Raw genomic sequence first — 21,980 nt, forward strand, 5'->3', positions numbered from 1 at the left:
GGCGTATCCTGATGGCAGGAGGGGCGGAGCGGAATCGAACGGCCGGCGCCTCAGGTCAAGCCGGATGCTGCGGAGGCGACCGGCTGCCGGCGGCTGCGGCCCGCCCTCAAACCGAGGCGGTGGCGCGCGACAGCGCCGTGGCGGCGTCGCTCTTGATCCGTTCGACCATTGAACGCAACCCGTTGGAACGCTGCGGGGTCAGATGGTCCGCCAGGCCCAGCTTGGCGAACAGGCCCCGCGTATCGGCCGCCACGATCTCGCGCGCCGGGCGGCCGGACAGGAACGCGAGCGTGACCGCGATGAGACCGCGCACGATATGGGCGTCGCTGTCGCCCCGGAAGGTGAGGCGTGGACCGTCCGGGCTCGCCGCGACTTTGCTGTCGAGCCACACCTGGCTGGCGCACCCGCGTACCTTGTTGGCATCCGTGCGCGCCTCGTCGGGCAGCGGCTCCAGCGCGCGGCCGAGCTCGATCAGATAGCGGTAGCGGTCCTCCCACTCGTCCAGGAAGGCGAAGTCGTCGAGAATCGTGTCGATCGAAGCGGGCATGAAAACCATCGGTCCAACGGGCTTGTCATCAACCTAAGCCCTCTCGATCGGGTTTTCGAGATCAGCGGTTGCCGCTGGCAGCAAGCGCAGCAGGCGGCTCACCCTCAGGGCGAGCCTCCTTCTTCGACGACAGCAGGTGCCCAACCAGGGACGCCGCGAGCCGCGACAGCTCGGTCGCGCCGGCTTCGCCAATGCTGGCGAGCTGCGACCAGTCGATCTTCCGGGCGGCGGCATCGGCGCTGGCCGCCGCGGCGGCCAGATCCTTCATCTGCCTGGCGGCCGTCGCCGTTGGGTCGGCCGCACCGTGCGCGCTGTGCGGCTCGGAGGCATTCGGTGTCCCACGCTCGTCGACGTGCAGAGGCGACAGCATATAGACGACCGCGATGCAGATCAGACACTTGACGAGATGGCGCATGGCCGCGTCCTTCGCTCGGCGCGTGAAAGAGGTGCCGCATCCGGCGTGAGCAGAGCATTGCCGACGTCCTGCGCCGCCGGCCCGGCCTGTGCGGGATGAGGCAGTGTCGCGCTAAGGCTTTAGCATTGCGTAAAGGCGCTTCTGCCAATGTCCCCGCGACGGGCGGCGGAGCCCATGAGGCTGCGTGTATGGGGAGCGATCCTTGCCGGGACGAACGACGCTCATGAAGACAGCTGGAGCGCTCGGCCGTGCATTCGGTCGTCTGATGCCGCGCGTGCGGCCGACCGCCGTCGCTGCGCCGCAAGAGCCCGTTGCGGTGGCGTCGACGCTTCCGTCGGACGTGATCGCGACCCTCGGCCATGAGTTGCGAACACCACTTGCGGCCCTGCTCGGATATGCCGAGCTGCTTCAGGCCGACGGCGACATGGACCAGACGCAACGGCGCGCCTACGCCGCCGCCTGCTACGTGGCCGCCAAGCACCTGGACGAACTGGTCAGGGCCGTGGTCGACGAAGGCGCCCGAGGGCTGGCCAGCCCCGGGCTCGACCGCCAGCCGGTCGACCTGTCGACGGTGCTGGTCGAATGCTGCGAGCTGGTGCGGTTCGATGCCGAGAGGCGTGGGGTAACGCTGCACGCCCCGACCGATGCGCCGGCCATCGACGCCATCTGCAACGCGCGGGCGATTCGGCAGATCGTCCTCAATCTGCTCGGCAACGCCATCAAGTTCACGCCGCCGGGAGGCGACATCAGGGCCGCGACGAGGAGCGAAGGCGCTCTGGCCGTGCTGACCATCGTCGACACCGGAGTAGGCATGGCCGGCTCGGGCGACGCCGCCGTGGCGCATCCGGGGCATGGGCGTGGCTTGGGCCTCAGCCTCGTGCGCAGCCTTGCGCGGCTGCACGGCGGCGAGCTCTCGATTCGTCCGGTTGCCCCGACGGGGACGCTCGTGCGCATTACGCTGCCGCGGCAGCTGAGCGCGGAGGAGACCTCGGTGAACCATTCTCCCGGAACCGACGCCGCGGTTCCGGCCCCGTCCTCGTCCAACTCCTACAGAATGGCCCTTTCTTGTGCGTGAAGCCCTCGCCCGATCCCATCATGATGTCGCCATCTACGACCGCCCCGCGTCTCGCGGACGCAAGCCGGCCGGCAAGCGTAAAGCGACTGCCGCGCGCGGTTCCCGTCGCCTGGGCCGCCTGCTGTTCGGCCTCTGCGCCGTGGGCCTCGCCGGCGGCGTGATCGGCAACGCGCTTCTGCTGCAGACCGGGCAGCATCCGTCTCCCTTGTTCGCCGCGCCGGGCGCGGCGCCGGCCAGCACGGCCCGAGGCCCGGAGGTGGCCAGACCCGCTTCTCGCGACGCACGGGCGGCGCCAGCTCAACAGACCCAGCCCGCAAGCCTCGCGCCGCTGGCCGCCGAGGCGACGGCCGCCGCGCCGCCGGCTCCGGTCCGGGCGAAGGACGCCATCGGCGACCTGATCCGCGGTGCCGGCGCACCGAAGGCGGCAGCGCCGGCCGTCGAAGCGGCTCGACCGGCGGCCTCGGGCACCGTCGCGTCCGGTCAACGCGCCCTGACCAAGCTGGGCTACGGTCCGCTCAAGGCCGACGGCGTCGCCGGGCAGGGCACGCGCGCGGCGCTCGAGCGTTTCGAGAAAGACAAGGGACTGCCGGTAACGGGAGAATTCGGGCCGCGGACCGTCAAGGCGCTTGCCGCGGCATCGGGCATCGCGATCGAGTAGAGCGGTCGGGTCCGCAGGGGGTAACGATCGGCCATGAGGCTCCGCGCCGACTTCTGGGTCGCCGCCTATATCCGCCGCTGCTTCCTGGAGGGGGCGACCGCGGTGCTGCGCAAGCGTGGTGCCGAGGAGGCGGGCGCGATTTTCGTCAAGCTGGACAGGCTCGACGGAACCGTGGCGCTGTTCGGCCCGGCGCCGCAGAGCTGGACGATGGATCGTCCGGAGGAGCGGCTGTTCGCTCCGGTGCCGCTCGGCGAGCCGACGGCGCTTGCCGCGGAGGAAAAGCTGGCGAAGGAACGAGCATTCGATCCGGATCTCTGGATCGTCGAGGTCGAGGACCGCGACGGCCGTTGCTTTCTGGACCTGGCCGCGCCGCCCGCCTGAGGCGCACCCCTTATTCCTGGTCGGACTCGCCTTCGCGGGCGCAGGTCACGCTGGTAACGGCGGCCTGCGCCTGCCTGAGCAGGCTCGGACGGGCTGCGACCGCGCGGACGACGAGCAAGCCCTTGATGGACGGGGAAACCACGCGGATCTCGCCGGCGGCCGTGTCGTCGCCCTCGTCCGCCTGGGCTTCGTCGAGCTGCGCCTGAGTCATGATGGCCAGGTCGATCTGGCCGCGTACCGACGCACGATCGGTCAGGCCGTAGAAGACGCCGCCGCCGCGGGCGTGCAGCGACAGGGTTTCGAGCAGGCCCGACGCGGGCGCGGCGACATGAACGGGCCCGTCGGTCAGATCGAAGGCGCAGACCGCGGTCGCCGCAGCCGGATCGGCATTGGGAAGGGCCAGTCCGGGGCCGCCGGACGGCTCCGACGCAGCCACCAGCTCGGCGTGACCGTTGCGACCGGTCAGGGCATAGCGCGAGAAGGCGTCCCGGTGGGCGAGCGAGGGCACGCGCAGGACGACGAGGATGTGCACGATGGCCCCGAGGACGAGCCCGGCGGCGGCAGCCAGAACGACGTCGGACAGACGGATACGCATGGCCGGCTCACCTGCTCGCGATCATGGGCATCCGACCTTCTTGATCGAGGGCAGCGATTTGACGTCCAGGGTGCGCGAGCTGATCGAGACCGGGCTGTCGTAAAGGCGCAGGATCAGCCGCACCGGGCCCGCGGCCGGCATGCGTAGCCAATTGCCCGGTGTCGCGCCCCGCGACAGCGTGATCCTGGGGCGCCCGTCGGCGCCGCGCAGCACGTCGGCGCCGGTCAGATGGGTGATGCCGAGCTCGTCGACGAGGGGCGCGTCGGCGAGGTCGGCGAGCGTCAGCGTCCATATGCGCGCCGCCGGCGAGTCGCCGGAGACGGAATAGGTGCATGTCGCCACCAGCGTCGCTCCCGAATCGTCGCGGTCGGCGACGAAGACATGGCCCTCACCCGAGCCGAGCGGCAGAGTTCCGCTGCGCGCAACGATGGCTCGCGCATAAGGATCGATCGGCCGGGAGCCCATGTTGGGCCAGCTCTTCCACGGACCGACCTGCACCCTTCCGACGGGAGGCTCGCCTCGCAGGGCCCACAAGGCCGAGCCGAAGCCGACGGGCACCGCCACCGCCAATACGATGAAGGTCATGGCAACGAGTCGCACGGCGTTCGCCTCCGCCGCTGTCTATGGGACGGCCGTCGCCGGGGCCGCCTGCTGGCCGGATGCCGACGACAGCTCTGTCGGGCCGATGCTGCCGGTCGTCCCGGCGTCGGGCTTGTTGGCCGTCCCGACCGAGCCGTGATCCGGCTCGACGCTGCGGAACAGCTCGCCGATGCGGTCGACCGCCTCGTAGCTCTTGCGCGACAGGGCGCCGGCGTTGCCCGCGCCTTCCAGGCCGGCGGGCGCGCCCGCTGCCTCCCTGGCTGTGGTGGCGGCCGGGAATGGCTCGACACCGGGAATCGGCTTGATGTCGATGCCGCGGTGGATCGGCTCCATCATGTCGTACCAGGTCTGGGCCGGGAGCGTGCCGCCGGTCATGCGGTTGGTGGACGAGTAGTCGTCGTTGCCCATCCAGACGGCGGCGACGTAATTGCCGGTGAAGCCGACGAACCAGGCGTCGCGATAGGCGTTGGTGGTGCCGGTCTTGCCGCCCACCTTGACCCCGTCGATGCGGGCGCGCTTGCCCGTGCCTTCCTCGACGACCTTGTTCAGCATGCCATTCATGTCCTGAATGACGTTGAGGGGGATGACCTGCTCAGGCTTGGGGGCGTCGCGATCGTGGCGCCAGATCACGTCGCCGCGGCTGTTGCGGATCTCGAAGGCGGCGTAGGGCACCGCCCGCTTGCCGCCATTGGCGAACACGGCAAAGCCCGAGGTGTGCTCGAGGATGTTGACCTCGGCCGAGCCGATCGGCAGCGATGTATTCGAGAGCTTCAGCTCGTGCACGATGCCCATGCGGTGCGCCACCTCGATGATCTTGGCGCGGCCGATCCTTGCGTTGCCATTGCCGAGGTCCTTCGACAACCGCACCGGAATGGTGTTGATCGATCTCACCAGCGCCGACGTCAGCGTCACCGAGCCGGCGAAGGAGTGGCCATAGTTGGCCGGGCACCAATTGCCGATACAGACCGGCCCGTCGACGACGATGCTGGTCGGCTTGAATTTTCCCGACAGCAGCGCCGTCGTGTAGACGTAGGGCTTGAACGAGGAGCCGGGCTGGCGCAGGGCGTCGGTGGCGCGGTTGAACTGGCTGGCGCCGTAGTCGCGGCCGCCGACCATGGCACGCACGGCACCATCCGGCTCCATGATCACGGTGCCGGCCTGCGATGCGCCCCATTGCTCGCCGTACTGGCGCAACGCGTTCTCGATCGCCGTCTCGGCGCTCTTCTCGATACCGACGTCGAGCGTGGTCTTGACGGTCAGCACGCGGTCGTTGCCGAGCTTGTTCTCGTCCGCCATGCGGCGAATCTCGTCGAACGCCCAGTCGAGAAAATAGTCGGGGCTGAAGTCGCGCTTGCGGTCGAGCGGGACGGCCGGGTTGCGCCGGGCGGAAGCCACCTGGCCATCGGTGAGGAAGCCCGCCTCGACCATGTTGGAGAGCACGTCGTTGGCACGGCTGCGGGCGGCCGGCAGATTGACGTGGGGAGCGAACTTGGTCGGCGCCTTGAACAGGCCCGCCAGCATGGCGGCTTCCGCTAGCGTCAGGTCGCGGGCGGACTTGCCGAAGTAGAACTCGGCCGCGGCTGCGGCGCCGAAGTTGCCGCCGCCCATGTAGACGCGGTCGAGGTAGAGCTTGAGGATCTGGCTCTTGGTCAGCCTCGCCTCCAGGAACAGGGCGAGGAAAGCCTCCTTGATCTTACGCTCGATCGACCGCTCGTTGCTGAGGAACAGGTTCTTGGCGAGCTGCTGGGTGATCGTCGAGCCGCCCTGCACGACGCCTGACGCCTGCGCGTTGACGAACAGGGCGCGTGCGGTTCCGATCGGGTCGACGCCCCAGTGCTCGAAGAAGCGCCGGTCCTCGGTGGCGAGCACCGCCTGCAGGAAGTAGTCCGGATAATCGTCGAGCTTCAGGCTGTCGTCCTGGCGCACGCCGCGCCGGCCGATCTCCTCGCCATAGCGATCGAGGAACGTGATGGCGAGATCGGGCTGCTTCAGCCAGTCTTCGCGGCTGGTCTCATTGAAGGCCGGAATGGCGAGCGCCAGCATGACGACGCCGATACCGACCGAGAGCGTCAAGCCTTCGCAGGCGAGCTCGGCCGCGACCCTCGCGGCCCCGCGTGCGGTGAAGCGATCGGCAAAGTCGGAGTAGCTGCGCCACATCCCGGCAAGCCGGGCACCGGCGCTGTACAGGCTGGAATCGATCCACGAATCGACCGCGAGCGCCCAGCGGCGCATTCGCATCGACCTGGATTCACCACCGTCAGCGCTCAAAATCCTGATCCGTTCCAGTCGCGGCCCTTTGGCCGCCACGCTCGCAGATTATCGATGCTCGCCCGGCGACGTCAGATGGGATAACGCAAACAGCCTCGTTAGGTAAATGTTTCGTCTTTGTGCCGACTCCAAGACCTTAACTCCAAGACCGCAATCGCGGCTGATGCCATGCTGAGGCCCATCCGATGAACGTACCCTTGCGTGATCCGGCACCGGCGGCGGAGCCGTTCTGGCGCACGAAGACGCTCGACGCCATGACCGACGTGGAGTGGGAAAGCCTCTGCGACGGCTGCGGCCGCTGCTGCCTCATCAAGCTCGAGGACGAGGAAACCGGCCGGGTTCACTACACCGACGTGGGTTGCGTGCTGCTCGACGGCGAAGCCTGCAGCTGCCGCGACTATCAGGCGCGCCAGGACAGGGTGCCGGATTGCGTGCGGCTGACGCCGTCGACCGTGCGCGAGCTCACCTGGCTGCCGCCCACTTGCGCCTACCGCCTCGTGCGCGAAGGGCGGGACCTGTACTGGTGGCACCCGCTCGTCTCGGGCGACGTCGGCACGGTCCACGCGGCAGGCGTGTCCGTACGCGGCCGCCTGAGCGGGACCGAGGACGAACTGAGCATCGACGAGCTGCCGGAGCGCATCGTGCGCTGGCCGATGCGCATGCCTGGCCGCGCCAAGGCGAGACGTTAGAGCAATTCGCGGTTGGGCGGACACACCCAACCGTAAGATAAGCTCTTCATATTCAAAGACTTATGAGCATTTCCTGCCATTGGATGATCCCATCCAATGGCGAAATGCTCTAGCTGCGCGACCGCTTCCGCTTCGGCTCGGGTGTGGGGAGCACATTGGCGATCGGAACGAAGCCGGCGCCGCCGAGCACGACCACCTTGGTGCCGATGGGCACGCGCGAATAGAGATCGATGACGTCCTGATTGATGAGGCGAATGCAGCCTGACGACACCCGCGTGCCGATCGTGTGGGGCTCGTTCGTGCCATGGATACGGAACAGCGTGTCCTTGCCGTTCTGGTAGAGGTACATGGCGCGGGCGCCCAGCGGATTGCGCGGCCCTCCGGCGACGCCGATGCCGCTTTGCAGCTTGACGGCCACCTTCTTGAGCTCGGGCTGACGCTCGATCATCTCCTTGGGCGGATACCAGTCCGGCCATTCCTGCTTGCTGTTGATGATCGCCTGGCCCGACCAGCCGAAGCCCTCGCGGCCGACGCCGACGCCGTAGCGCATGGCCCTGCCGTTGGACTGGACGAGATAGAGGTAGCGCCGGTTGGGGTCGATGACGATGGTCCCGGGCGGCTCCGTCCCGGTGTATTCGACGGCTCTGCGGGTGAAGCCGGGGTTGATCTCGGAGAGCGGCACCGCCGGGATCGGAAACCGGTCGTTAGGGATCGCCCCGTACATCGAGGCGAGGTTGCCCTCTTCGGCCGGGGCCAGCGCCAGAGCTTGCGGAGGTGGGGCGGCCGGCGCCGCGGGCGCGGATGTCTGGATGATCGGACCGGGATTGCGGCTCTGGCAGGCCGCAAGCGCGGCCGTAGCCGACGCAGCGAGGAAGATGCGACGATTGAGCACCGAGACTGACCCCTGGCACGCGACAGCCGCGACGGCCGGGCATCGGTCGATTCGCAGCTCATTCTTGCCCTCTAGTGCCGTCCGGTGCGGCTCCGTTGCAACTATGAACCGCAACGGCGGCAACGATTTGCGCCGAGTGTTGCATATCGGCATCCGCGCCGCCGCGGCGGCGGCGCTCACGCATATTGCGCAACGCCGTTGCCGAACGACCAGTTCTCCGCCGCAACCTCCACGAGATTGATGAAGATGTCGTCGGGGCGCAGGCCGGACGCCGCAGCGAGCCGCTGCGCGATCGCCCGATAGAGCGCTTGCTTCTGCTCGCGCGTGCGGCGGTTGGTCACGGTCAGCTGGACGATCACCAGATCATCGCTGCGTGCAAAGCCCAGGTAGCGGGCGCCGTAGATGAACTCGTTCGCCTCGTGCTGGTCGATCAGGATGAAACGGTCATCGTCCGGCACGTCGAAGCTCTCGCGTAGCGCCTCGTAGACGCCATCCGCAATGGCGGCCACCTGGGCCTCGGGCTTGCCCTTGCGCAGGGAGATGCGAACGAGCGGCATGGTCTGTCCTCCGGTGGGGTCGAGCGCGACCACAGCGGATGTAGGCCTGGCACCGTCATTCGAATATGCGATGTCTGATGATATCAGTGATTTTAATATGAAATGGATGGGGCCCCACGCGCCTTGACGCGACGACGAGGCCCGGGGAGGATCGAGCCCATAACATTGGTTATCCACATTGGTTATCCACCTGGCTGCCGGCCGCATGGCGACGGGTAGCTGCGGACGACGGGAGCGACGCGTGAGCGAGGACACCCCTCGGGTTTATCTGAGCCCGGCCGAATACATCGACAGCGATCATCCCGACGTCATCACCTTTGCCGAGCGCGTGACGGCCGGGACGAGCACGGATCAGGACAAGGCGCGGGCGCTCTACCGGGAGGTCCGGGACCTCTATTACGACCCCTACGTCGACACCTCGAACCCGGAGACCTTCCGCGCCTCGAGCGTGCTGGCCGCCGGACGCGGCTACTGCGTCGGCAAGGCGTCGCTCTACGCGGCGGCTTGCCGGGCGGTGGGCGTGCCGGCCCGGGTCGCCTTCGCCGACGTGACCAACCACCTCTCGACACCCCAGCTCCGCGAGCGGATGGGGACCGATCTGTTCGCCTGGCACGGCTTCACCGAGGTTTTTCTCGACGGCCGCTGGGTCAAGGCGAGCCCCACGTTCAATACGACGCTGTGTCAGAAGCTCGGTGTGGCGCCGCTCGATTTCGATGGCCGCACGGATGCGTTGCTTCAGCCGTTCGACGGCGACGGGCGCGCGTTCATGAAGTACGAACGCCAGCATGGCGCGTTTCATGATGTGCCGGCAAAGTTCCTCCGCGACGAGATGCGCCGCCAGTATCCGCGCCCGCTCAGCCGAGGCGAGGGCGCTCCCAAGGCGGACATGGAGGCGGAGGCGGAACGCCTGCGCGCAGCGAGCTGAGGCGCCGTGCGAAAAGCGTGTCGGCGATGCAACGTCCCTCGGCGGCCTGCACCGGCGCGGTGCGTCGAGCGCATTTTTTTGTTGCTGTTCCGCTGTAACCTCTGCGTTAACCATAGCTATCGTGGTGTCGCGCCGGCTGCATGGAGCGGCGCGTCCGGGGGGCCTCGACGTCTCCCGGCATAAGGACGGGATGGCGCAGATGGGCTCCAAGACAGTGCGAGGCGTCGTTGCGGCGGCGGCCGTGGCCGTAGGATGCGCGGTGATGTCGGGCGGCGCCTATGCCGCGCAATGCGGCTCGGATGCGTCGGGTTTTGCCGCCTGGCTGCCGACCTTCAAGCGTGAAGCCGCGGCGGCAGGGATCTCGCCGGCCGTGATCAATGCCGCCTTCGCCAATGTCAGCTATGATCAGAGCGTCATCAACAAGGACCGTGGTCAGCACGTCTTTCGCCAGTCGTTCGAGGAATTCTCGGCGCGCATGATCAGCGGCGCCCGGCTCGCCAAGGGCAAGGCTTACATGCGGTCTCACGCCAGGACGCTGCAGGCGATCCAGAGCCGCTTCGGTGTCCCGGGCGCTGTCGTCATCGCCATCTGGGGCCTGGAGACGGACTACGGCGTCGTCCGGGGCAACACGCCGTCCATCAGGGCGCTTGCCACGCTCGCCTACGATTGCCGCCGCACCGCATTCTTCACCAAGCACCTGCTGGACGCACTGCGGGTCATCCAGCGCGGTGATTTGACCCCGGGTGAAATGCGCGGTGCTTGGGCTGGCGAAGTGGGCCAGGCGCAGTTCATGCCCTCGGCCTACTACAATTACGCGGTCGACTTCGACGGCGACGGCCGGGCCGACCTGATCCGCAGCAGCACCGACACCTTGGCATCGGTTGCCAACTACCTGCGCGGCCACGGGTGGCAGCCGGGCGCCGGCTGGAACCCGGGCCAACCGAACTTCGCTGCGATCAAGGAGTGGAACAAGGCGGACGTCTACGCCCGCACGATCGCGCTCTTCGCCTCCAAGCTGCAGGAAAGCGTCGGGCAATAGCGGCGGTCGCAGCCCTGCGGTGAGGCGCCACAGCGCCTCACTGCCAGCGCGAGCTGGCGCCCCAGGCTGCGAGCGTGCGGTCGATCCAGCTCCGATGCGGGCCGATCAGCACGCCCTGGGTCATGGCGCCGCAGGCGGCGCGGCCGCTGCCCTTGGACCATGTGGTCACCGCGACGACGGTCGTTCCGCGCGTGATCGGGCCGCCGGAATCACCCTCGCAACCGCCGGCGACCTTGGCTCCGGCGCCGGGCGCCAGCCAGAGCAGGATGGTGCTAGGACCGTAGGGCTCGGCCACGGTCAGGTCCGCGCTCCGGAACTTGCCGTCGGAGCGGCCGTTGCCAGCAGCTCCATAGCCGCCGAGCACGACCGTGGTGCCGGCCCGCGGCGCGGCAGCTGCGGCCAGCCCAGCCGGGACGAACCGGGCGGGCAGGGGGCTGGCGAGGCGCACCAGGGCCAGGTCGACGGACCGGCGGCGGCCCTTGATCGCTCCGGCATCGTAGTCCGGATGCACGGCGACGCCGGCGATGGGCAGCAGCACCGGCTGGCCGGATCCATCCATGTAGTGGATTCGATGCTCGGCGGCGTTGGTGGCGCAATGGCCGGCCGTCAGCACCGCCGTCGGCGCCACCACGATGCCGGTGCACACATTGCCGGCCGACCCCAGCACCATCACCGCCGACGCCTTGAGCGCCCCGTCCTCCTCGCTGCCGCCGACGACCGCGCGGGCCGCGGAGGACGCCGACAGCAGCGCCGCCAGCGCGGCAGGTATCAATCGCGTCGAGAGGCGTGGCATGCCGGCGTGCTCCGTGAGCGCCTGCTGTAGCTGGGCCGGAGGCCGGTCTGCAATCCCGAACCGTCACCGCCGGGGAGGCTGTTCGCGGCGCTCGCCGCCGCTCTGCGCGGCATGGCTGCGGCGCCGTGCATGGCCGCGTTCAGGTTGACGGACCGCCGGCGGCGGCCAATTGTTCATAGATCGTTCAAGGAACTCGCGGCATGGAGGGCGGATGTTCGTGCTCGTGAGCCTGATCGCACGCTTGGCTATCGCCGCTCTCCTGCTCGGCAGCCAGCCTGCCGCCGCCGACGACAGCGATCGCGAGGTCTGCTTCTCGCAGGGTGAGATGCGCGAGCTCGAAGCCCAGAAGACGATCATCGCATCCGTGGCTGCGGTTCGCGCGGCGCGCAACGCCGCGGGCAGCGGCAAGGTCGTGCGCGCCGTGCTGTGCCGCCGCGGCGGCGAATATTATTATAGATTGTCCGTGCTGCGTCGCGATGGCCGGGTTGTCCGCGTGACGGTCGACGGCCGTTCCGGCAAGGTGGAAACTGGCCGTCCGCCGAATTGAGTCGCTTGTCCGGACGGGGCTGCCGGGCGCGAACATGATGGGAGAGAAGCCCCGTGCGATTGCTGGTCGTTGAGGACGACAAGGACCTGAACCGTCAGATCGTCACCGCCCTGACCGAGGCGGGATACGTCGTCGACAAGGCGTTCGACGGTGAGGAAGGACAATTCCTGGGTGAGACCGAACCCTATGACGCGGTCGTGCTCGACATGGGCTTGCCGCGCGTCGACGGCATCGCCGTTCTCCTGGCTTGGCGCCGCGCCGAGCGCAACATGCCAGTGCTCATCCTGACGGCTCGCGACCGGTGGAGCGACAAGGTGCAGGGTTTCGATGCCGGCGCCGACGACTACGTCGCCAAGCCCTTCCATATGGAGGAGGTGCTGGCCCGGTTGCGGGCCTTGCTGCGCCGCGCCGCCGGGCACGCCACCAACGAGATCGTGTGCGGTCCGGTCAGGCTCGACACGCGCGGCGGCCGCGTCGTGGTCGACGGCAACCCCGTCAAGCTGACCTCGCATGAGTACCGGCTGTTGTCCTACCTCATGCACCACACCGGGCGCGTCATCTCACGCGTGGAACTGATCGAGCACCTGTACGACCAGGATTTCGACCGCGACTCCAACACCATAGAAGTGTTCGTCGGACGGCTGCGCCGCAAGCTCGGGATCGACATCATCCAGACGGTGCGCGGCCTGGGCTATCGCGTCGAGGCGCCCGACGCCTCCAGCTGACATGCCGACACGAGCTGCCCCCTCATCCTCATGGCTCGCATTGGGGCGGCGATCCATCGCCACCCGCCTGTTCGCCTCGGCGGTGTTCTGGTGCCTGTTCATCCTGGTGATCGCCGGTCTGATCCTGTCGGCGCTCTATCGCCGGACCTCGGAACGCGCCTTCGACGAGCGCCTGCAGGTCTACCTGACCGATATCGTCTCCGACCTGGCGGCACCCGGCGCGTTCGAGACCAAGGAGCTCGGCACCGTGGGCGAGCCTCGGTTCGAGCTGCCGCTCTCGGGCTGGTACTGGCAGGTGAGCCGCCTGGACGGAGGGCCTCGGGACATCCGTGCGTCCCGTTCCCTGTTCGGCGCGCAACTGCGCTCGGCCGCCGAGAGCCCGGCCAAGGGCCAGGGCGAGGTGGTGACGGGCTACGAGAACGGGCCGGATGACCGGCGCCTGCGCGTGGTCGGCCGCCGCATCGACCTGGCCGAGGACGGCCGGTTCGATGTCCTGGTCGCGGGACCGGCGGACGAGATCGAGACGGCGATCGCCCAGTTCACCTTCTGGCTGACGATCACATTCATCCTGCTGGGGTGTGCGCTGGTGCTGACCACGATGCTGCAGGTGAAGTTCGGCCTGGAGCCGCTCAGCCGCTTGCGACGCGCCATCGAGGAGGTCCGCCACGGCGACACGGACAAGATCGCCGGCGAGTATCCGGTCGATGTGGCGCCGCTTGCCGTCGAGCTCAATCTGCTGATCGAAGCCAACCGGGAGATCCTCGGGCGCGCCCGCACGCAGGTCGGCAACCTGGCGCACGCCCTGAAAACGCCGCTCAGCGTGATCGTCAACGAGGCTGACGGGGTCGAAGGCGATCTGGCTGCCAAGATGCGCGATCAGGCGAACCTGATGCGCGACCAGATCAACTACTACCTCGATCGGGCCCGCGCCGCGGCGCTCGCCGGGACCCTGGGCGCGGTGACGGACATCAGCCCGGTGATCGAGGCGCTGGTGCGCACGCTGGGCAAGATCTACGGCGACCGCGCGCTCGCCATCGACGTGCGCGTGCCCGAGGGCCTGCGTTTTCGCGGCGAGATCCATGATTTCCAGGATATGGCCGGGAACCTGGCGGACAATGCCTTCAAGTGGGCGGCGACCGAGCTGTCGTTGCACGCTGAAGTCGTGTCGGCGGGCGATACACCCATGGTCGTGCTGACAGTCGACGACGACGGGCCTGGTCTACCAGAAAATGTTCGCGCCGAGGCGATGGCGCGAGGACGCAGGCTAGACGAGAGCAAGCCTGGATCTGGTCTTGGCTTGTCTATCGTCGCCGAGCTTGCAGAGCTTTATGGAGGATCACTGGAACTTGGAACATCACCACTCGGCGGCCTGAGAGCGGTGCTCAAGCTTCCCGGCGTCTAGACTCGTTGCGCGCGTGACCTTATGTCGCCGCGCGTCACCCTCATTTATGCGCCGGCGTTGCTGTAGGAGAGCATATGACGATCTGGCTCGCTTTCGCGGTCATGACCGGCATCGCCGTGCTCGCCGTGCTGTGGCCGTTGTCGCGGCGGTTGCCGATGCGCGGGCGCGCCGTCGATCAGACCGCTTTCTATACTGCACAACTGGCCGAGATCGATCGGGATCTCGCCCGTAGCCTGCTGGAGCCGGCGGAGGCGGAGGCTGCCCGGGCGGAAGCGGCCAGGCGCCTGATCCGCGCCAGCGCCGGTGCCGAACGGGCCACCGGCGGCGACAGCGAGCCTGCCCTGCGCCGCCGCCGCGCCGCGTCGGCGATCGCGCTGTCGACCATCCCGCTCATGGCCATCGCCGTCTACGGCGCCGTCGGCTCGCCCGGGTTGCCGGCCCGGCCCCTGGCCTCACGGGAGACGCCGAACGCGGGGCGCATGGGGATGGCCGAGGCGGTGGCGCGCGTGGAGGCCCATCTTGCGCAGGATCCCGCCGACGGGCGCGGCTGGGACGTCCTGGCGCCGGTCTATCTCAAGAGCGGCCGCGCCGGTGACGCCGTGCGCGCCTACGAAAATGCGATCCGCCTGCTCGGCGAGACGCCCGAGCGGCTCGCAGCCTACGGCGAAGCGCTGGTCGGCGCCGCCAACGGCGTAGTCGAGCAGGGAGCCCGCCGCGTGTTCGAGCGCGTCCTGACCGGTGATCCGACGTCGCCCAAGGCTCGCTACTACCTGGCGCTCGCCGCCGAACAGGACGGTCGCCGCGACGAGGCGGCCAGACGCCTGTCCGAGCTCGTCGCGTCGGCACCGCCGGGCGCGCCCTGGCTGCCCCTGGTCGAGGCCAAGCTCGCGGCGCTGTCGGCGCCTGCGGCGTCGGCAGCCATTGCGAACTTGCCCGCAAACGAGCAGAAAACTGCGATCGCCGGAATGGTCGAGGGGCTCGCCCAGCGGCTGGCGCAGGACGGCAACGACCCGGAGGGGTGGTTGCGCCTGGTGCGATCCTACGTCGTCCTGGGTGATCAGGCGAAGGCGGTCGCAGCGTTGCAGGCCGGCAAACAGGCGCTTGCCGCGCGTCCGGCGGACGTCGCCAGCCTCGACAGTCTGGCGCGCGAGCTCGGGCTCGTCGAGCCTGCGGCCAAACCGTGAGCTCGAGGGCCGTCGCATGACCCGCAAGCAGCGTCGACTGGCGCTTATCGGATCCGCTCTGGGCGTCCTCGCCGTGGCGCTCGGGCTCGTCCTGTTCGCCATGCGCGACACCATCGTGTTCTTCTACGGCCCGACCGAGATTGCGCAGAAGGGCATCGGCCCTGGAGCCCGGGTGCGCATCGGCGGGCTGGTGAAGCCCGGGTCGCTGGTGCGGGAGCCCGGCCAGACGGTGCGCTTCGCCATCACCGACACGACCACCGATGTGCCCGTCACCTACACCGGGCTGCTGCCCGATCTGTTCCGCGAGGGGCAGGGTGTCGTCGCTGAAGGCATGTTGCAGTCCGACGGTACGTTCCGCGCCGCCAGCGTGCTCGCCAAGCACGACGAACGCTACATGCCGCGCGAGGTCGCGGCCGCGCTCAAGAAGCAGGGCGTCTGGCAGGGCGGGCAGCCACCGGCCGCCACCGACGCGAAAGCGGTGACGCAATGAGCGTCGAGATCGGCCACTACGCTCTTGCGCTTGCCCTGGCGCTTGCCGTGATCCAGGTGGTGCTGCCGTTCTGGGGGGCCCGGACCGGCGATGCGGCGCTGATGAGCATTGCGCCAGCGGCGGCCATGGCCGTCTTCATCTGCGTCCTGATCGCCTTTGCCGCGCTCGTCAACGCGCATGTCGTGTCCGACTTCTCGGTCCTCAACGTGGTCGAGAATTCGCACTCGCTCAAGCCGCTGCTCTACAAGGTCACGGGCGTCTGGGGGAACCACGAAGGCTCCATGCTGCTATGGGTCTTCGTGCTCGCCCTGTTCGGCGCGCTCGTCGCCGCCTCGCGCCGCACGCTGCCCGAGCCGCTGCGCACCGACACCCTCGCCGTGCAGGGCGTGATCACCATCGCCTTCCTGGCCTTCGTGCTCGCCACGTCGGACCCGTTCGTGCGGGTGTTTCCGGCACCTGCCGAAGGCCAGGACCTCAATCCGATCCTCCAGGACATCGGCCTCGCCATCCATCCGCCGCTGCTCTACGTGGGCTACGTCGGCTTCTCCATCGTCTTTGCGTTCGCCGCGGCCGCGCTGATCGAGGGACGCATCGACGCGGTGTGGGCGCGCGCCGTGCGGCCCTGGTCGTTGATCGCCTGGATCTTCCTCACGCTCGGCATCGCCATGGGGTCCTACTGGGCCTACTACGAGCTCGGCTGGGGCGGCTTCTGGTTCTGGGATCCGGTCGAGAACGCCTCGCTGATGCCGTGGCTCGCCGGCACGGCGCTGGTGCATTCGACCCTGGTGATGGAAAAGCGCGACGCGCTCAAGGTCTGGACGCTGCTGCTCGCCATCCTGACCTTCTCGCTGTCGCTGCTCGGGACGTTCCTCGTCCGCTCCGGCGTGCTGACCTCCGTGCACACTTTCGCCACCGATCCGGGCCGCGGCTTCTTCATCCTGTGCATTCTCGTCGCCTTCATCGGCGGCGGCTTCGCGCTGTTCGCCTGGCGTGCGCCGGTGCTCAAGCAGGGTGGGCTGTTCGCGCCGGTCTCGCGCGAGGGCGCCCTGGTGCTCAACAACCTGCTGCTCGCCTCGGCGTGCGCGACGGTGCTGATCGGCACGCTCTATCCGCTCGCCCTGGAAGCGCTGAGCGGCGACAAGATCTCGGTCGGCGCGCCGTTCTTCGAGCTGACGTTCCTGCCGCTCGCGCTCGTGCTGCTGCTGCTGGTCCCCTTCGGCCAGGCGCTGGCCTGGAAACGCGGCAGCCTGCTCGGCGCCGCGCAACGCGTCGTCGCGGCGCTCGCCGTCGCCATCGTGGGTGGTGCCATCACCGTTGCCGTGACGCGGGGCGGGCCGGTGCTCGCCGTGTTCGGCGTCGGCCTCGGGCTGTTCCTGGTCGCGGCCGGGGCCAACGAGATCGTCAGCCGCAGCTGGTCGCGCGGCATGCCACTGTCGAACGCGCTGCGCCGGGCCTTCGGCTTGCCCCGCTCCGCCTGGGGAGCGGCGGTGGCCCATGCCGGCATCGGCGTCGTCGTGCTCGGGCTGGCCGCCCAGGCGTGGAGCGTGGAGACGCTGGCCACGCTGAAGCCGGGACAGTCGGCGCAGGCCGGTCCCTTCACGGTGGTCTTGGAGGGAGCCTTCCCGCGCACGGGCCCCAACTTCCATGCCGACATCGCGCGCTTCCGAGTGCTCAAGGGAGGGGCGGAGGTGACATCGGTCGAGGCCTCGAAGCGCTTCTACGCGGCGCGGGCGATGACGACCACGGAGGCCGGCATCCGCACCCTGGGCCTCAGCCAGATCTATGTCAGCCTCGGCGACGGCCGCGACGGCGCGATCGGCGTGCGTATCTACTGGAAGCCGTTCGTACTGCTCATCTGGCTTGGCGCCGTGGTCATGGCGTGCGGTGGGGCGTTGTCGCTGAGCGACCGCCGCCTGCGCCTCGGGGTGCCGGTGCGCTCCCGGCGGGCCCCGCCGCCGGTGGCAGCGGCGGCCCCGGCCGCGGCGGAGTAGCTCCGGTGCGTTGCTGGCTCCGGTCGATCCCGGCCCTGCTGCTGGTCACGATGGCCGTCGTCGCTCAGCCGGCCGGCGCCGTGCAGCCGGACGAGGTGCTGGCCGACAAGCAGCTGGAGGCGCGGGCCCGCGCCATCTCCGGTGGGCTGCGCTGCCTCGTCTGCCAGAACCAGTCGATCGACGATTCCGATGCGCCGTTGGCGCGCGACCTGCGTCTGCTGGTGCGCGAGCGGCTGCAGGCGGGCGACAGCGACACGGCCGTCCGCGACTTCGTCGTCAGCCGCTATGGCGACTTCGTGCTGCTCAAGCCGCCGTTCAAGCTGGACACGGTGATCCTGTGGGCGAGCCCGTTCCTGGTGCTGCTGGCCGGCGCCGTGGCCATCGCCCTGGGCCGGCGGCGGCCGCCGCGAGCTCCGTCGCCCGGCCTGAGCCCGGCCGAGCAGGCCAGGCTCGACTCGATCCTGAGGGACGACGGCTAGAGCGCTTTGCGATTGGGTGGAATCACTCAATCGCAGAAAAGCGCCCCAGATTCAGAAAGTTATGAGCATTTCGCAATTGGATGATCTCATCCAATTGCGAAATGCTCTAGCCGGCTGCTTCGGCTATTCCTAAATCATCGCGCGACAGGCGCGAGCTGCCCCGCGCGGCTCGGCAAGGCGCCGAGCTTGGGTCGCGCTGAGCAGGCACCAGCGCTTGCTCGAAACCGGCTCGATACGGCCCTGACGCGCGGACCAATGGATCCGTCGGCCCGCGCAGACGCCCGCCGGTTCATGCGACTATCTGCGGTCAGACGCGAACCGGCTCGTTCGACAGGTCTTTGAACACGGCCAGGACGGCGGCAAGCTGGTCCTTCGAATGGCGTCCAAGGCCGCATTCGGTCGAAACACCAAACGCTGGAAGGTATCGCGCAGCAATGTCACGGCGACGGCGGGCCGCCTCGATCCCATCGCTCGCGTGCACGAGACCCAGGTAGACATCCGTTTCCGGACGAACCTTCAGCTCCGAGAGAGCTTCCCAGTGCTTTTGCTCCGTCCAGGTGCGCATGGTCGCTGCGTGGATGAAGTTGATCGGGCGTTGCACCGCCTCTGCGAGTGCGTTCGAAACCTTCACGACGGTCGAAATGTCGGGAGGAAGAATATGCCGACCATGATCGTGGTGATGGACCTGGCCTTCCTGCTTCTCGCCCATAAAGGGCGAGGGACCGAACTTGGGATCGCCGTAGCAGAGGTGGTAGCCGATCTCGACGTCGTCCGGGGCCCAGCCGCTGAGTTCCGCGACGGTATCGTAGATTGCCTGCTCAGAGCCGAGCGGATTGGGAAACCACCCCTGCACCGTTGCAAGCTCAATCGGAAGATCCCACTGGATGGCGAGTTCCTCGTGCGGGATACGGTCGAGAATCTCGTCGAAGGTTGCCCGCGCCTGAGTGGTGTAGGCGGGCAAGACCGCTGCTTGATGCTCCAGGTCCACGAAAAACGACACGGCGTTGAAGGGCGTCGGCAGCGAGATCAGGAACTTGGTGTCCGGGGCGAGAACGCCCCGGTCCTTCGCCTGCCGGAACAGCGGATAAGAGTCGCCTGCGAAATCAGCGTACTGGAACGGAGTGAAGGACACTTCATCCGTCGCTATTCCCTCCTTGAGCCGGACCAACCGCCGCGAGACCCCTGATCGCGGCGGAGCGGCTTCGAACGCAGGATTATCGAAAAACCGGCCTGCCTGGGTGAGGACCCAGTTTGCCCGCTCGCCGGTTTCCCCGTCTGGAACCCGACGGACCGATGGTTGCAGCTCAGAGCCGATAAACTCAAAGACCTCTTCCGCTGTCTCGAATGGCAGGCTGCCGGTCAGGTAAACGCCTCGGTAGACCTCTGTTTGCGGCATGAAGACACCTTTTCCGCGAATTCGGAGAGGAACGAACATCGGCAACGCGCCGACGATATGATTTTCTTATAAATTTATATATTATAACAATAGTATCAAACTATAGATCACGCGTCACCAAAAATTAAAAAGAAAAAATACCAAAATTACCAAAATTACGATGACATTTTACTATGCTGATGTGGAGTGATCGTCATGACCCGCATAGCCCGCGTTGTCGTGCCAGGCTTCGCCCATCATGCGCCGTCCCGTAGCCACCAGCACCGGAGTGGCGGCAGCGCGGACTGTGGCCCGCGGCCATCCTCCTCGGCCGGCGGTCGCGGCAGACACCGCCGGCGGGCTCGACGCCATTCTCGACGATCAATCCGGCGCGCTTCTTTTTCTGGCCCGCGACTAGCGCATTTCGCCATTGGATGGATCCATCCAATGGCAGAGAAATGCTCATAGTGTTTTGAATCTGGAGCGCTTTCTCGCGATTGGGTGTTTCCACCCAATCGCAAAGCGCTCTAGCCATTACGAAAGTTTCATGCGCCGGAGAGAGTGCCGTAAGCCGCGCGCCGTCATTGTCCACGCCATAGCAACCGGGCCGAACGGCCATGGAGTGGACCATGCAGAATACTCTTCCTCCCGCGCAGCCGCAGTCCGGACAGGAGTCCGCGCCGGCAACCGAGATCCGCCCGTCGCTCGCCCGCCGCCGTCGCTCGCGCATGTCCGTGCTGCTCGGAGCCGCCGCGCTGAGCGCAATTGCGGCCGCGGGCGTGATGGAAGGCCTGGTGATCCCGCCCTACAATCAGGCGATCGCCCAGACTGCCGCAGCACCCAGCCAGACCGCGGTGCAGCCCTCGTTTGCCGACATCGTCGCCAAGGTGAAGCCGGCCGTCGTCTCGGTGCGCGTCAAGGTCGCCGAGGATCAGCCGACCGGTGCCGGCGGCATGTCGATGGAGGAGTTCGGCCTCGAGCCCGGCAGCCCGATGGAGCGCTTCTTCCGCCGCTTCCAGCAGGACGAGGGCATGGGTGGCCAGCGTCAGCGCCAGCGCCAGGGCATGGATCAGGATCAGGACCAGGGTCCTCGCGGCCGGCCCGGCCCGCGTCGCTTCGGTGAGGCCCAGGGCTCCGGCTTCTTTATCTCCAAGGACGGCTACATCGTCACCAACAACCACGTCGTCGAGAAGGGCATGAACGTGGAGGTGATCACCGACGACGGCCGCACCCTCAAGGCCAAGGTCGTCGGCACCGATCCGAAGACCGACCTGGCGCTGCTGAAGACGGTGGAGAACGGCCCGTATCCGACCGTCTCCTTCGCCCCCGCGACGCCGCGCATCGGCGACTGGGTGATCGCCGTCGGCAATCCGTTCGGCCTTGGCGGCACCGTGACCGCCGGCATCGTCTCGGCTCGCGGCCGTGACATCGGCGCCGGTCCCTACGACGACTTCATCCAGATCGACGCGCCGGTGAACCGCGGCAACTCAGGCGGCCCGACGTTCAACCTGGCCGGCGAAGTGGTCGGCATCAACACGGCCATCGCCTCGCCGTCCGGCGGCAGCGTCGGCATCGCCTTCGCCATCCCGTCGGAAACGGCGCAGAAGGTGGTTGCCGATATCCGCGACCACGGTGGCGTGCACCGCGGCTTCCTGGGGGTCCAGATCCAGCCGGTGACGGCCGACATCGCCGACGGCATCGGCCTGAGCAAGCCGGAAGGCGCGCTGGTGGCCAAGGTCGACCCTGACACCCCGGCCGGCCGCGCTGGCGTCAAGACCGGCGACGCCATCACGGCGCTGAACGGCAAGAGCGTGAAGGATGCGCGCGAGCTGAGCCGCGAGGTCGCTGGCCTGGAGCCCGGCTCGACCGTGACGCTGAGCGTCTGGCGTGACGGCAAGAGCCAGGATCTGAGCGTCAAGCTCGGCACGCTGCCCGGCGAGAAGATGGCCTCCCTGTCGGATGACAAGGGCCCCGACGTCGGCAAGCTCGGCCTGTCGCTCGCTCCGGCCGACAGCGTCGGCGGCGCCGCCGCCAAGGGCGTGGTCGTGGTGGGTGTCGAGCCCGGCTCGCCCGCCGAGGAGAAGGGGCTCAAGCCCGGCGACGTGATTGCCGAGGTGGCGGGCAAGGCCGTCGAGACGCCTCAGGACGTCAAGAACGCCATCGCCCAGAGCCGCAAGGACGGCAAGAAGGCGGTGCTGCTGCGGCTGGAATCGCGGCAGGGCTCGCGCTTCCTCGCCATCCAGGTACCGACCGCCTAACGGCCGGCAGCGCTTCAACCAGCTTCGGAATCCGGCCCCGGCTCTCCAGTCGCCCCGCTGGGTCCGGCATTCCGGGAGGGGGCGGCAGGTCGGGC

Annotated in this window: 23 protein-coding genes; 14 read left to right on the plus strand and 9 right to left on the minus strand. The window is 68.1% G+C overall.

Annotated elements, in window-relative coordinates:
• Window positions 1-106: 106 nt before the first annotated feature.
• Window positions 107-547: a SufE family protein gene (locus ACZ5PO_RS23860; protein ID WP_464184367.1), complete on the minus strand. Its 441-nt coding sequence runs from the start codon at window positions 545-547 to the stop codon at window positions 107-109.
• Between the two features lie 61 nt (window positions 548-608).
• Window positions 609-962 carry a hypothetical protein gene (locus ACZ5PO_RS23865; protein WP_464184368.1) on the minus strand — a complete coding sequence of 118 codons (354 nt, stop codon included), beginning with the start codon at window positions 960-962 and terminating at the stop codon, window positions 609-611.
• 223 nt (window positions 963-1,185) lie between these two features.
• Between ACZ5PO_RS23865 and ACZ5PO_RS23870 the strand changes: the two genes are divergently transcribed.
• From ACZ5PO_RS23870 to ACZ5PO_RS23880, 3 genes are read left to right on the plus strand one after another with little or no spacing between them, the layout of a single operon-like run.
• Window positions 1,186-2,037, plus strand: coding sequence for a sensor histidine kinase (locus ACZ5PO_RS23870; RefSeq protein ID WP_464184369.1), 852 nt, complete (start codon window positions 1,186-1,188; stop codon window positions 2,035-2,037).
• On the plus strand, window positions 2,030-2,695 hold the full coding sequence (locus ACZ5PO_RS23875; protein ID WP_464184371.1) for a peptidoglycan-binding domain-containing protein: 666 nt from the start codon (window positions 2,030-2,032) through the stop codon (window positions 2,693-2,695). Before ACZ5PO_RS23870 ends, ACZ5PO_RS23875 begins: the two co-directional genes overlap by 8 nt.
• A gap of 33 nt (window positions 2,696-2,728) precedes the next feature.
• Window positions 2,729-3,076, plus strand: a complete 348-nt coding sequence (locus ACZ5PO_RS23880) for a DUF1491 family protein (protein ID WP_464184372.1) — start codon at window positions 2,729-2,731, stop codon at window positions 3,074-3,076.
• Window positions 3,077-3,086: 10 nt separating this feature from the next.
• On the opposite strand, the gene ACZ5PO_RS23885 is transcribed toward ACZ5PO_RS23880, so the two are convergent.
• From ACZ5PO_RS23885 to ACZ5PO_RS23895, 3 genes are read right to left on the minus strand one after another with little or no spacing between them, the layout of a single operon-like run.
• On the minus strand, window positions 3,087-3,671 hold the full coding sequence (locus ACZ5PO_RS23885; protein WP_464184373.1) for a DUF1254 domain-containing protein: 585 nt from the start codon (window positions 3,669-3,671) through the stop codon (window positions 3,087-3,089).
• 21 nt (window positions 3,672-3,692) lie between these two features.
• Complete coding sequence (locus ACZ5PO_RS23890) at window positions 3,693-4,271, minus strand: DUF1214 domain-containing protein (RefSeq protein WP_464184374.1); 579 nt, start codon at window positions 4,269-4,271, stop codon at window positions 3,693-3,695.
• A gap of 21 nt (window positions 4,272-4,292) precedes the next feature.
• Window positions 4,293-6,509 (minus strand): transglycosylase domain-containing protein, encoded by a 2,217-nt coding sequence (locus ACZ5PO_RS23895; RefSeq protein WP_464184375.1) that lies wholly within the window; start codon window positions 6,507-6,509, stop codon window positions 4,293-4,295.
• A 215-nt stretch (window positions 6,510-6,724) separates the two neighbouring features.
• Here ACZ5PO_RS23895 and ACZ5PO_RS23900 point away from each other — a divergent pair, with 215 nt between their 5' ends.
• Window positions 6,725-7,228, plus strand: coding sequence for a YcgN family cysteine cluster protein (locus ACZ5PO_RS23900; RefSeq protein WP_464184376.1), 504 nt, complete (start codon window positions 6,725-6,727; stop codon window positions 7,226-7,228).
• 109 nt (window positions 7,229-7,337) lie between these two features.
• Here ACZ5PO_RS23900 and ACZ5PO_RS23905 read toward each other — a convergent pair whose 3' ends face one another.
• Together ACZ5PO_RS23905 and ACZ5PO_RS23910 are read right to left on the minus strand one after the other, a co-directional pair.
• Complete coding sequence (locus ACZ5PO_RS23905; protein ID WP_464184378.1) at window positions 7,338-8,120, minus strand: L,D-transpeptidase; 783 nt, start codon at window positions 8,118-8,120, stop codon at window positions 7,338-7,340.
• Window positions 8,121-8,296: 176 nt separating this feature from the next.
• On the minus strand, window positions 8,297-8,677 hold the full coding sequence (locus tag ACZ5PO_RS23910; RefSeq protein WP_464184379.1) for a tautomerase family protein: 381 nt from the start codon (window positions 8,675-8,677) through the stop codon (window positions 8,297-8,299).
• 241 nt (window positions 8,678-8,918) lie between these two features.
• Between ACZ5PO_RS23910 and ACZ5PO_RS23915 the strand changes: the two genes are divergently transcribed.
• Both ACZ5PO_RS23915 and ACZ5PO_RS23920 read left to right on the plus strand, forming a co-directional pair.
• A complete protein-coding gene (locus ACZ5PO_RS23915; protein ID WP_464184381.1) occupies window positions 8,919-9,602 on the plus strand; it encodes a transglutaminase-like domain-containing protein in 684 nt (227 codons plus the stop codon).
• Window positions 9,603-9,801: 199 nt separating this feature from the next.
• Window positions 9,802-10,641 (plus strand): lytic murein transglycosylase, encoded by an 840-nt coding sequence (locus ACZ5PO_RS23920; RefSeq protein WP_464184383.1) that lies wholly within the window; start codon window positions 9,802-9,804, stop codon window positions 10,639-10,641.
• 37 nt (window positions 10,642-10,678) lie between these two features.
• Here ACZ5PO_RS23920 and ACZ5PO_RS23925 read toward each other — a convergent pair whose 3' ends face one another.
• Window positions 10,679-11,434, minus strand: a complete 756-nt coding sequence (locus ACZ5PO_RS23925; protein WP_464184384.1) for a trypsin-like serine protease — start codon at window positions 11,432-11,434, stop codon at window positions 10,679-10,681.
• A gap of 211 nt (window positions 11,435-11,645) precedes the next feature.
• Between ACZ5PO_RS23925 and ACZ5PO_RS23930 the strand changes: the two genes are divergently transcribed.
• The 7 genes from ACZ5PO_RS23930 (at window position 11,646) to ACZ5PO_RS23960 (ending at window position 18,252) form a co-directional block, all read left to right on the plus strand.
• Window positions 11,646-11,981 carry a PepSY domain-containing protein gene (locus ACZ5PO_RS23930; protein ID WP_464184385.1) on the plus strand — a complete coding sequence of 112 codons (336 nt, stop codon included), beginning with the start codon at window positions 11,646-11,648 and terminating at the stop codon, window positions 11,979-11,981.
• A 53-nt stretch (window positions 11,982-12,034) separates the two neighbouring features.
• Entirely contained in the window at window positions 12,035-12,706 is a 672-nt protein-coding gene (locus tag ACZ5PO_RS23935; protein WP_464184386.1) for a response regulator transcription factor, read from the plus strand.
• Window position 12,707: 1 nt separating this feature from the next.
• Entirely contained in the window at window positions 12,708-14,108 is a 1,401-nt protein-coding gene (locus tag ACZ5PO_RS23940; protein WP_464184387.1) for a sensor histidine kinase, read from the plus strand.
• 74 nt (window positions 14,109-14,182) lie between these two features.
• Window positions 14,183-15,292: a c-type cytochrome biogenesis protein CcmI gene (ccmI, locus tag ACZ5PO_RS23945; protein ID WP_464184390.1), complete on the plus strand. Its 1,110-nt coding sequence runs from the start codon at window positions 14,183-14,185 to the stop codon at window positions 15,290-15,292.
• 16 nt (window positions 15,293-15,308) lie between these two features.
• Complete coding sequence (ccmE, locus tag ACZ5PO_RS23950; RefSeq protein ID WP_464184391.1) at window positions 15,309-15,782, plus strand: cytochrome c maturation protein CcmE; 474 nt, start codon at window positions 15,309-15,311, stop codon at window positions 15,780-15,782.
• Entirely contained in the window at window positions 15,779-17,773 is a 1,995-nt protein-coding gene (locus ACZ5PO_RS23955; protein WP_464184393.1) for a heme lyase CcmF/NrfE family subunit, read from the plus strand. Before ccmE ends, ACZ5PO_RS23955 begins: the two co-directional genes overlap by 4 nt.
• A gap of 50 nt (window positions 17,774-17,823) precedes the next feature.
• Window positions 17,824-18,252 carry a cytochrome c-type biogenesis protein gene (locus tag ACZ5PO_RS23960; RefSeq protein ID WP_464197006.1) on the plus strand — a complete coding sequence of 143 codons (429 nt, stop codon included), beginning with the start codon at window positions 17,824-17,826 and terminating at the stop codon, window positions 18,250-18,252.
• Window positions 18,253-18,559: 307 nt separating this feature from the next.
• Here ACZ5PO_RS23960 and ACZ5PO_RS23965 read toward each other — a convergent pair whose 3' ends face one another.
• Window positions 18,560-19,687, minus strand: coding sequence for a hypothetical protein (locus ACZ5PO_RS23965; protein ID WP_464184394.1), 1,128 nt, complete (start codon window positions 19,685-19,687; stop codon window positions 18,560-18,562).
• Window positions 19,688-20,256: 569 nt separating this feature from the next.
• Between ACZ5PO_RS23965 and ACZ5PO_RS23970 the strand changes: the two genes are divergently transcribed.
• Window positions 20,257-21,885 (plus strand): Do family serine endopeptidase, encoded by a 1,629-nt coding sequence (locus tag ACZ5PO_RS23970; protein WP_464184395.1) that lies wholly within the window; start codon window positions 20,257-20,259, stop codon window positions 21,883-21,885.
• Window positions 21,886-21,980: the final 95 nt, after the last annotated feature.

The sequence above is a fragment of the Chelatococcus sp. KU-N122 genome (assembly GCF_055391085.1).

Bases quoted from the DNA above. Each gene is read 5' to 3' on its own strand.
- ACZ5PO_RS23860 (WP_464184367.1), bottom strand. From the start codon at position 547: ATGCCCGCTTCGATCGACACGATTCTCGACGACTTCGCCTTCCTGGAC.
- ACZ5PO_RS23865 (WP_464184368.1), bottom strand. From the start codon at position 962: ATGCGCCATCTCGTCAAGTGTCTGATCTGCATCGCGGTCGTCTATATG.
- ACZ5PO_RS23870 (WP_464184369.1), top strand. From the start codon at position 1,186: ATGAAGACAGCTGGAGCGCTCGGCCGTGCATTCGGTCGTCTGATGCCG.
- ACZ5PO_RS23880 (WP_464184372.1), top strand. From the start codon at position 2,729: ATGAGGCTCCGCGCCGACTTCTGGGTCGCCGCCTATATCCGCCGCTGC.
- ACZ5PO_RS23885 (WP_464184373.1), bottom strand. From the start codon at position 3,671: ATGCGTATCCGTCTGTCCGACGTCGTTCTGGCTGCCGCCGCCGGGCTC.
- ACZ5PO_RS23895 (WP_464184375.1), bottom strand. From the start codon at position 6,509: ATGCGAATGCGCCGCTGGGCGCTCGCGGTCGATTCGTGGATCGATTCC.
- ACZ5PO_RS23900 (WP_464184376.1), top strand. From the start codon at position 6,725: ATGAACGTACCCTTGCGTGATCCGGCACCGGCGGCGGAGCCGTTCTGG.
- ACZ5PO_RS23910 (WP_464184379.1), bottom strand. From the start codon at position 8,677: ATGCCGCTCGTTCGCATCTCCCTGCGCAAGGGCAAGCCCGAGGCCCAG.
- ACZ5PO_RS23920 (WP_464184383.1), top strand. From the start codon at position 9,802: ATGGGCTCCAAGACAGTGCGAGGCGTCGTTGCGGCGGCGGCCGTGGCC.
- ACZ5PO_RS23925 (WP_464184384.1), bottom strand. From the start codon at position 11,434: ATGCCACGCCTCTCGACGCGATTGATACCTGCCGCGCTGGCGGCGCTG.
- ACZ5PO_RS23930 (WP_464184385.1), top strand. From the start codon at position 11,646: ATGTTCGTGCTCGTGAGCCTGATCGCACGCTTGGCTATCGCCGCTCTC.
- ACZ5PO_RS23940 (WP_464184387.1), top strand. From the start codon at position 12,708: ATGCCGACACGAGCTGCCCCCTCATCCTCATGGCTCGCATTGGGGCGG.
- ccmI (WP_464184390.1), top strand. From the start codon at position 14,183: ATGACGATCTGGCTCGCTTTCGCGGTCATGACCGGCATCGCCGTGCTC.
- ccmE (WP_464184391.1), top strand. From the start codon at position 15,309: ATGACCCGCAAGCAGCGTCGACTGGCGCTTATCGGATCCGCTCTGGGC.
- ACZ5PO_RS23955 (WP_464184393.1), top strand. From the start codon at position 15,779: ATGAGCGTCGAGATCGGCCACTACGCTCTTGCGCTTGCCCTGGCGCTT.
- ACZ5PO_RS23960 (WP_464197006.1), top strand. From the start codon at position 17,824: ATGGCCGTCGTCGCTCAGCCGGCCGGCGCCGTGCAGCCGGACGAGGTG.
- ACZ5PO_RS23965 (WP_464184394.1), bottom strand. From the start codon at position 19,687: ATGTTCGTTCCTCTCCGAATTCGCGGAAAAGGTGTCTTCATGCCGCAA.
- ACZ5PO_RS23970 (WP_464184395.1), top strand. From the start codon at position 20,257: ATGCAGAATACTCTTCCTCCCGCGCAGCCGCAGTCCGGACAGGAGTCC.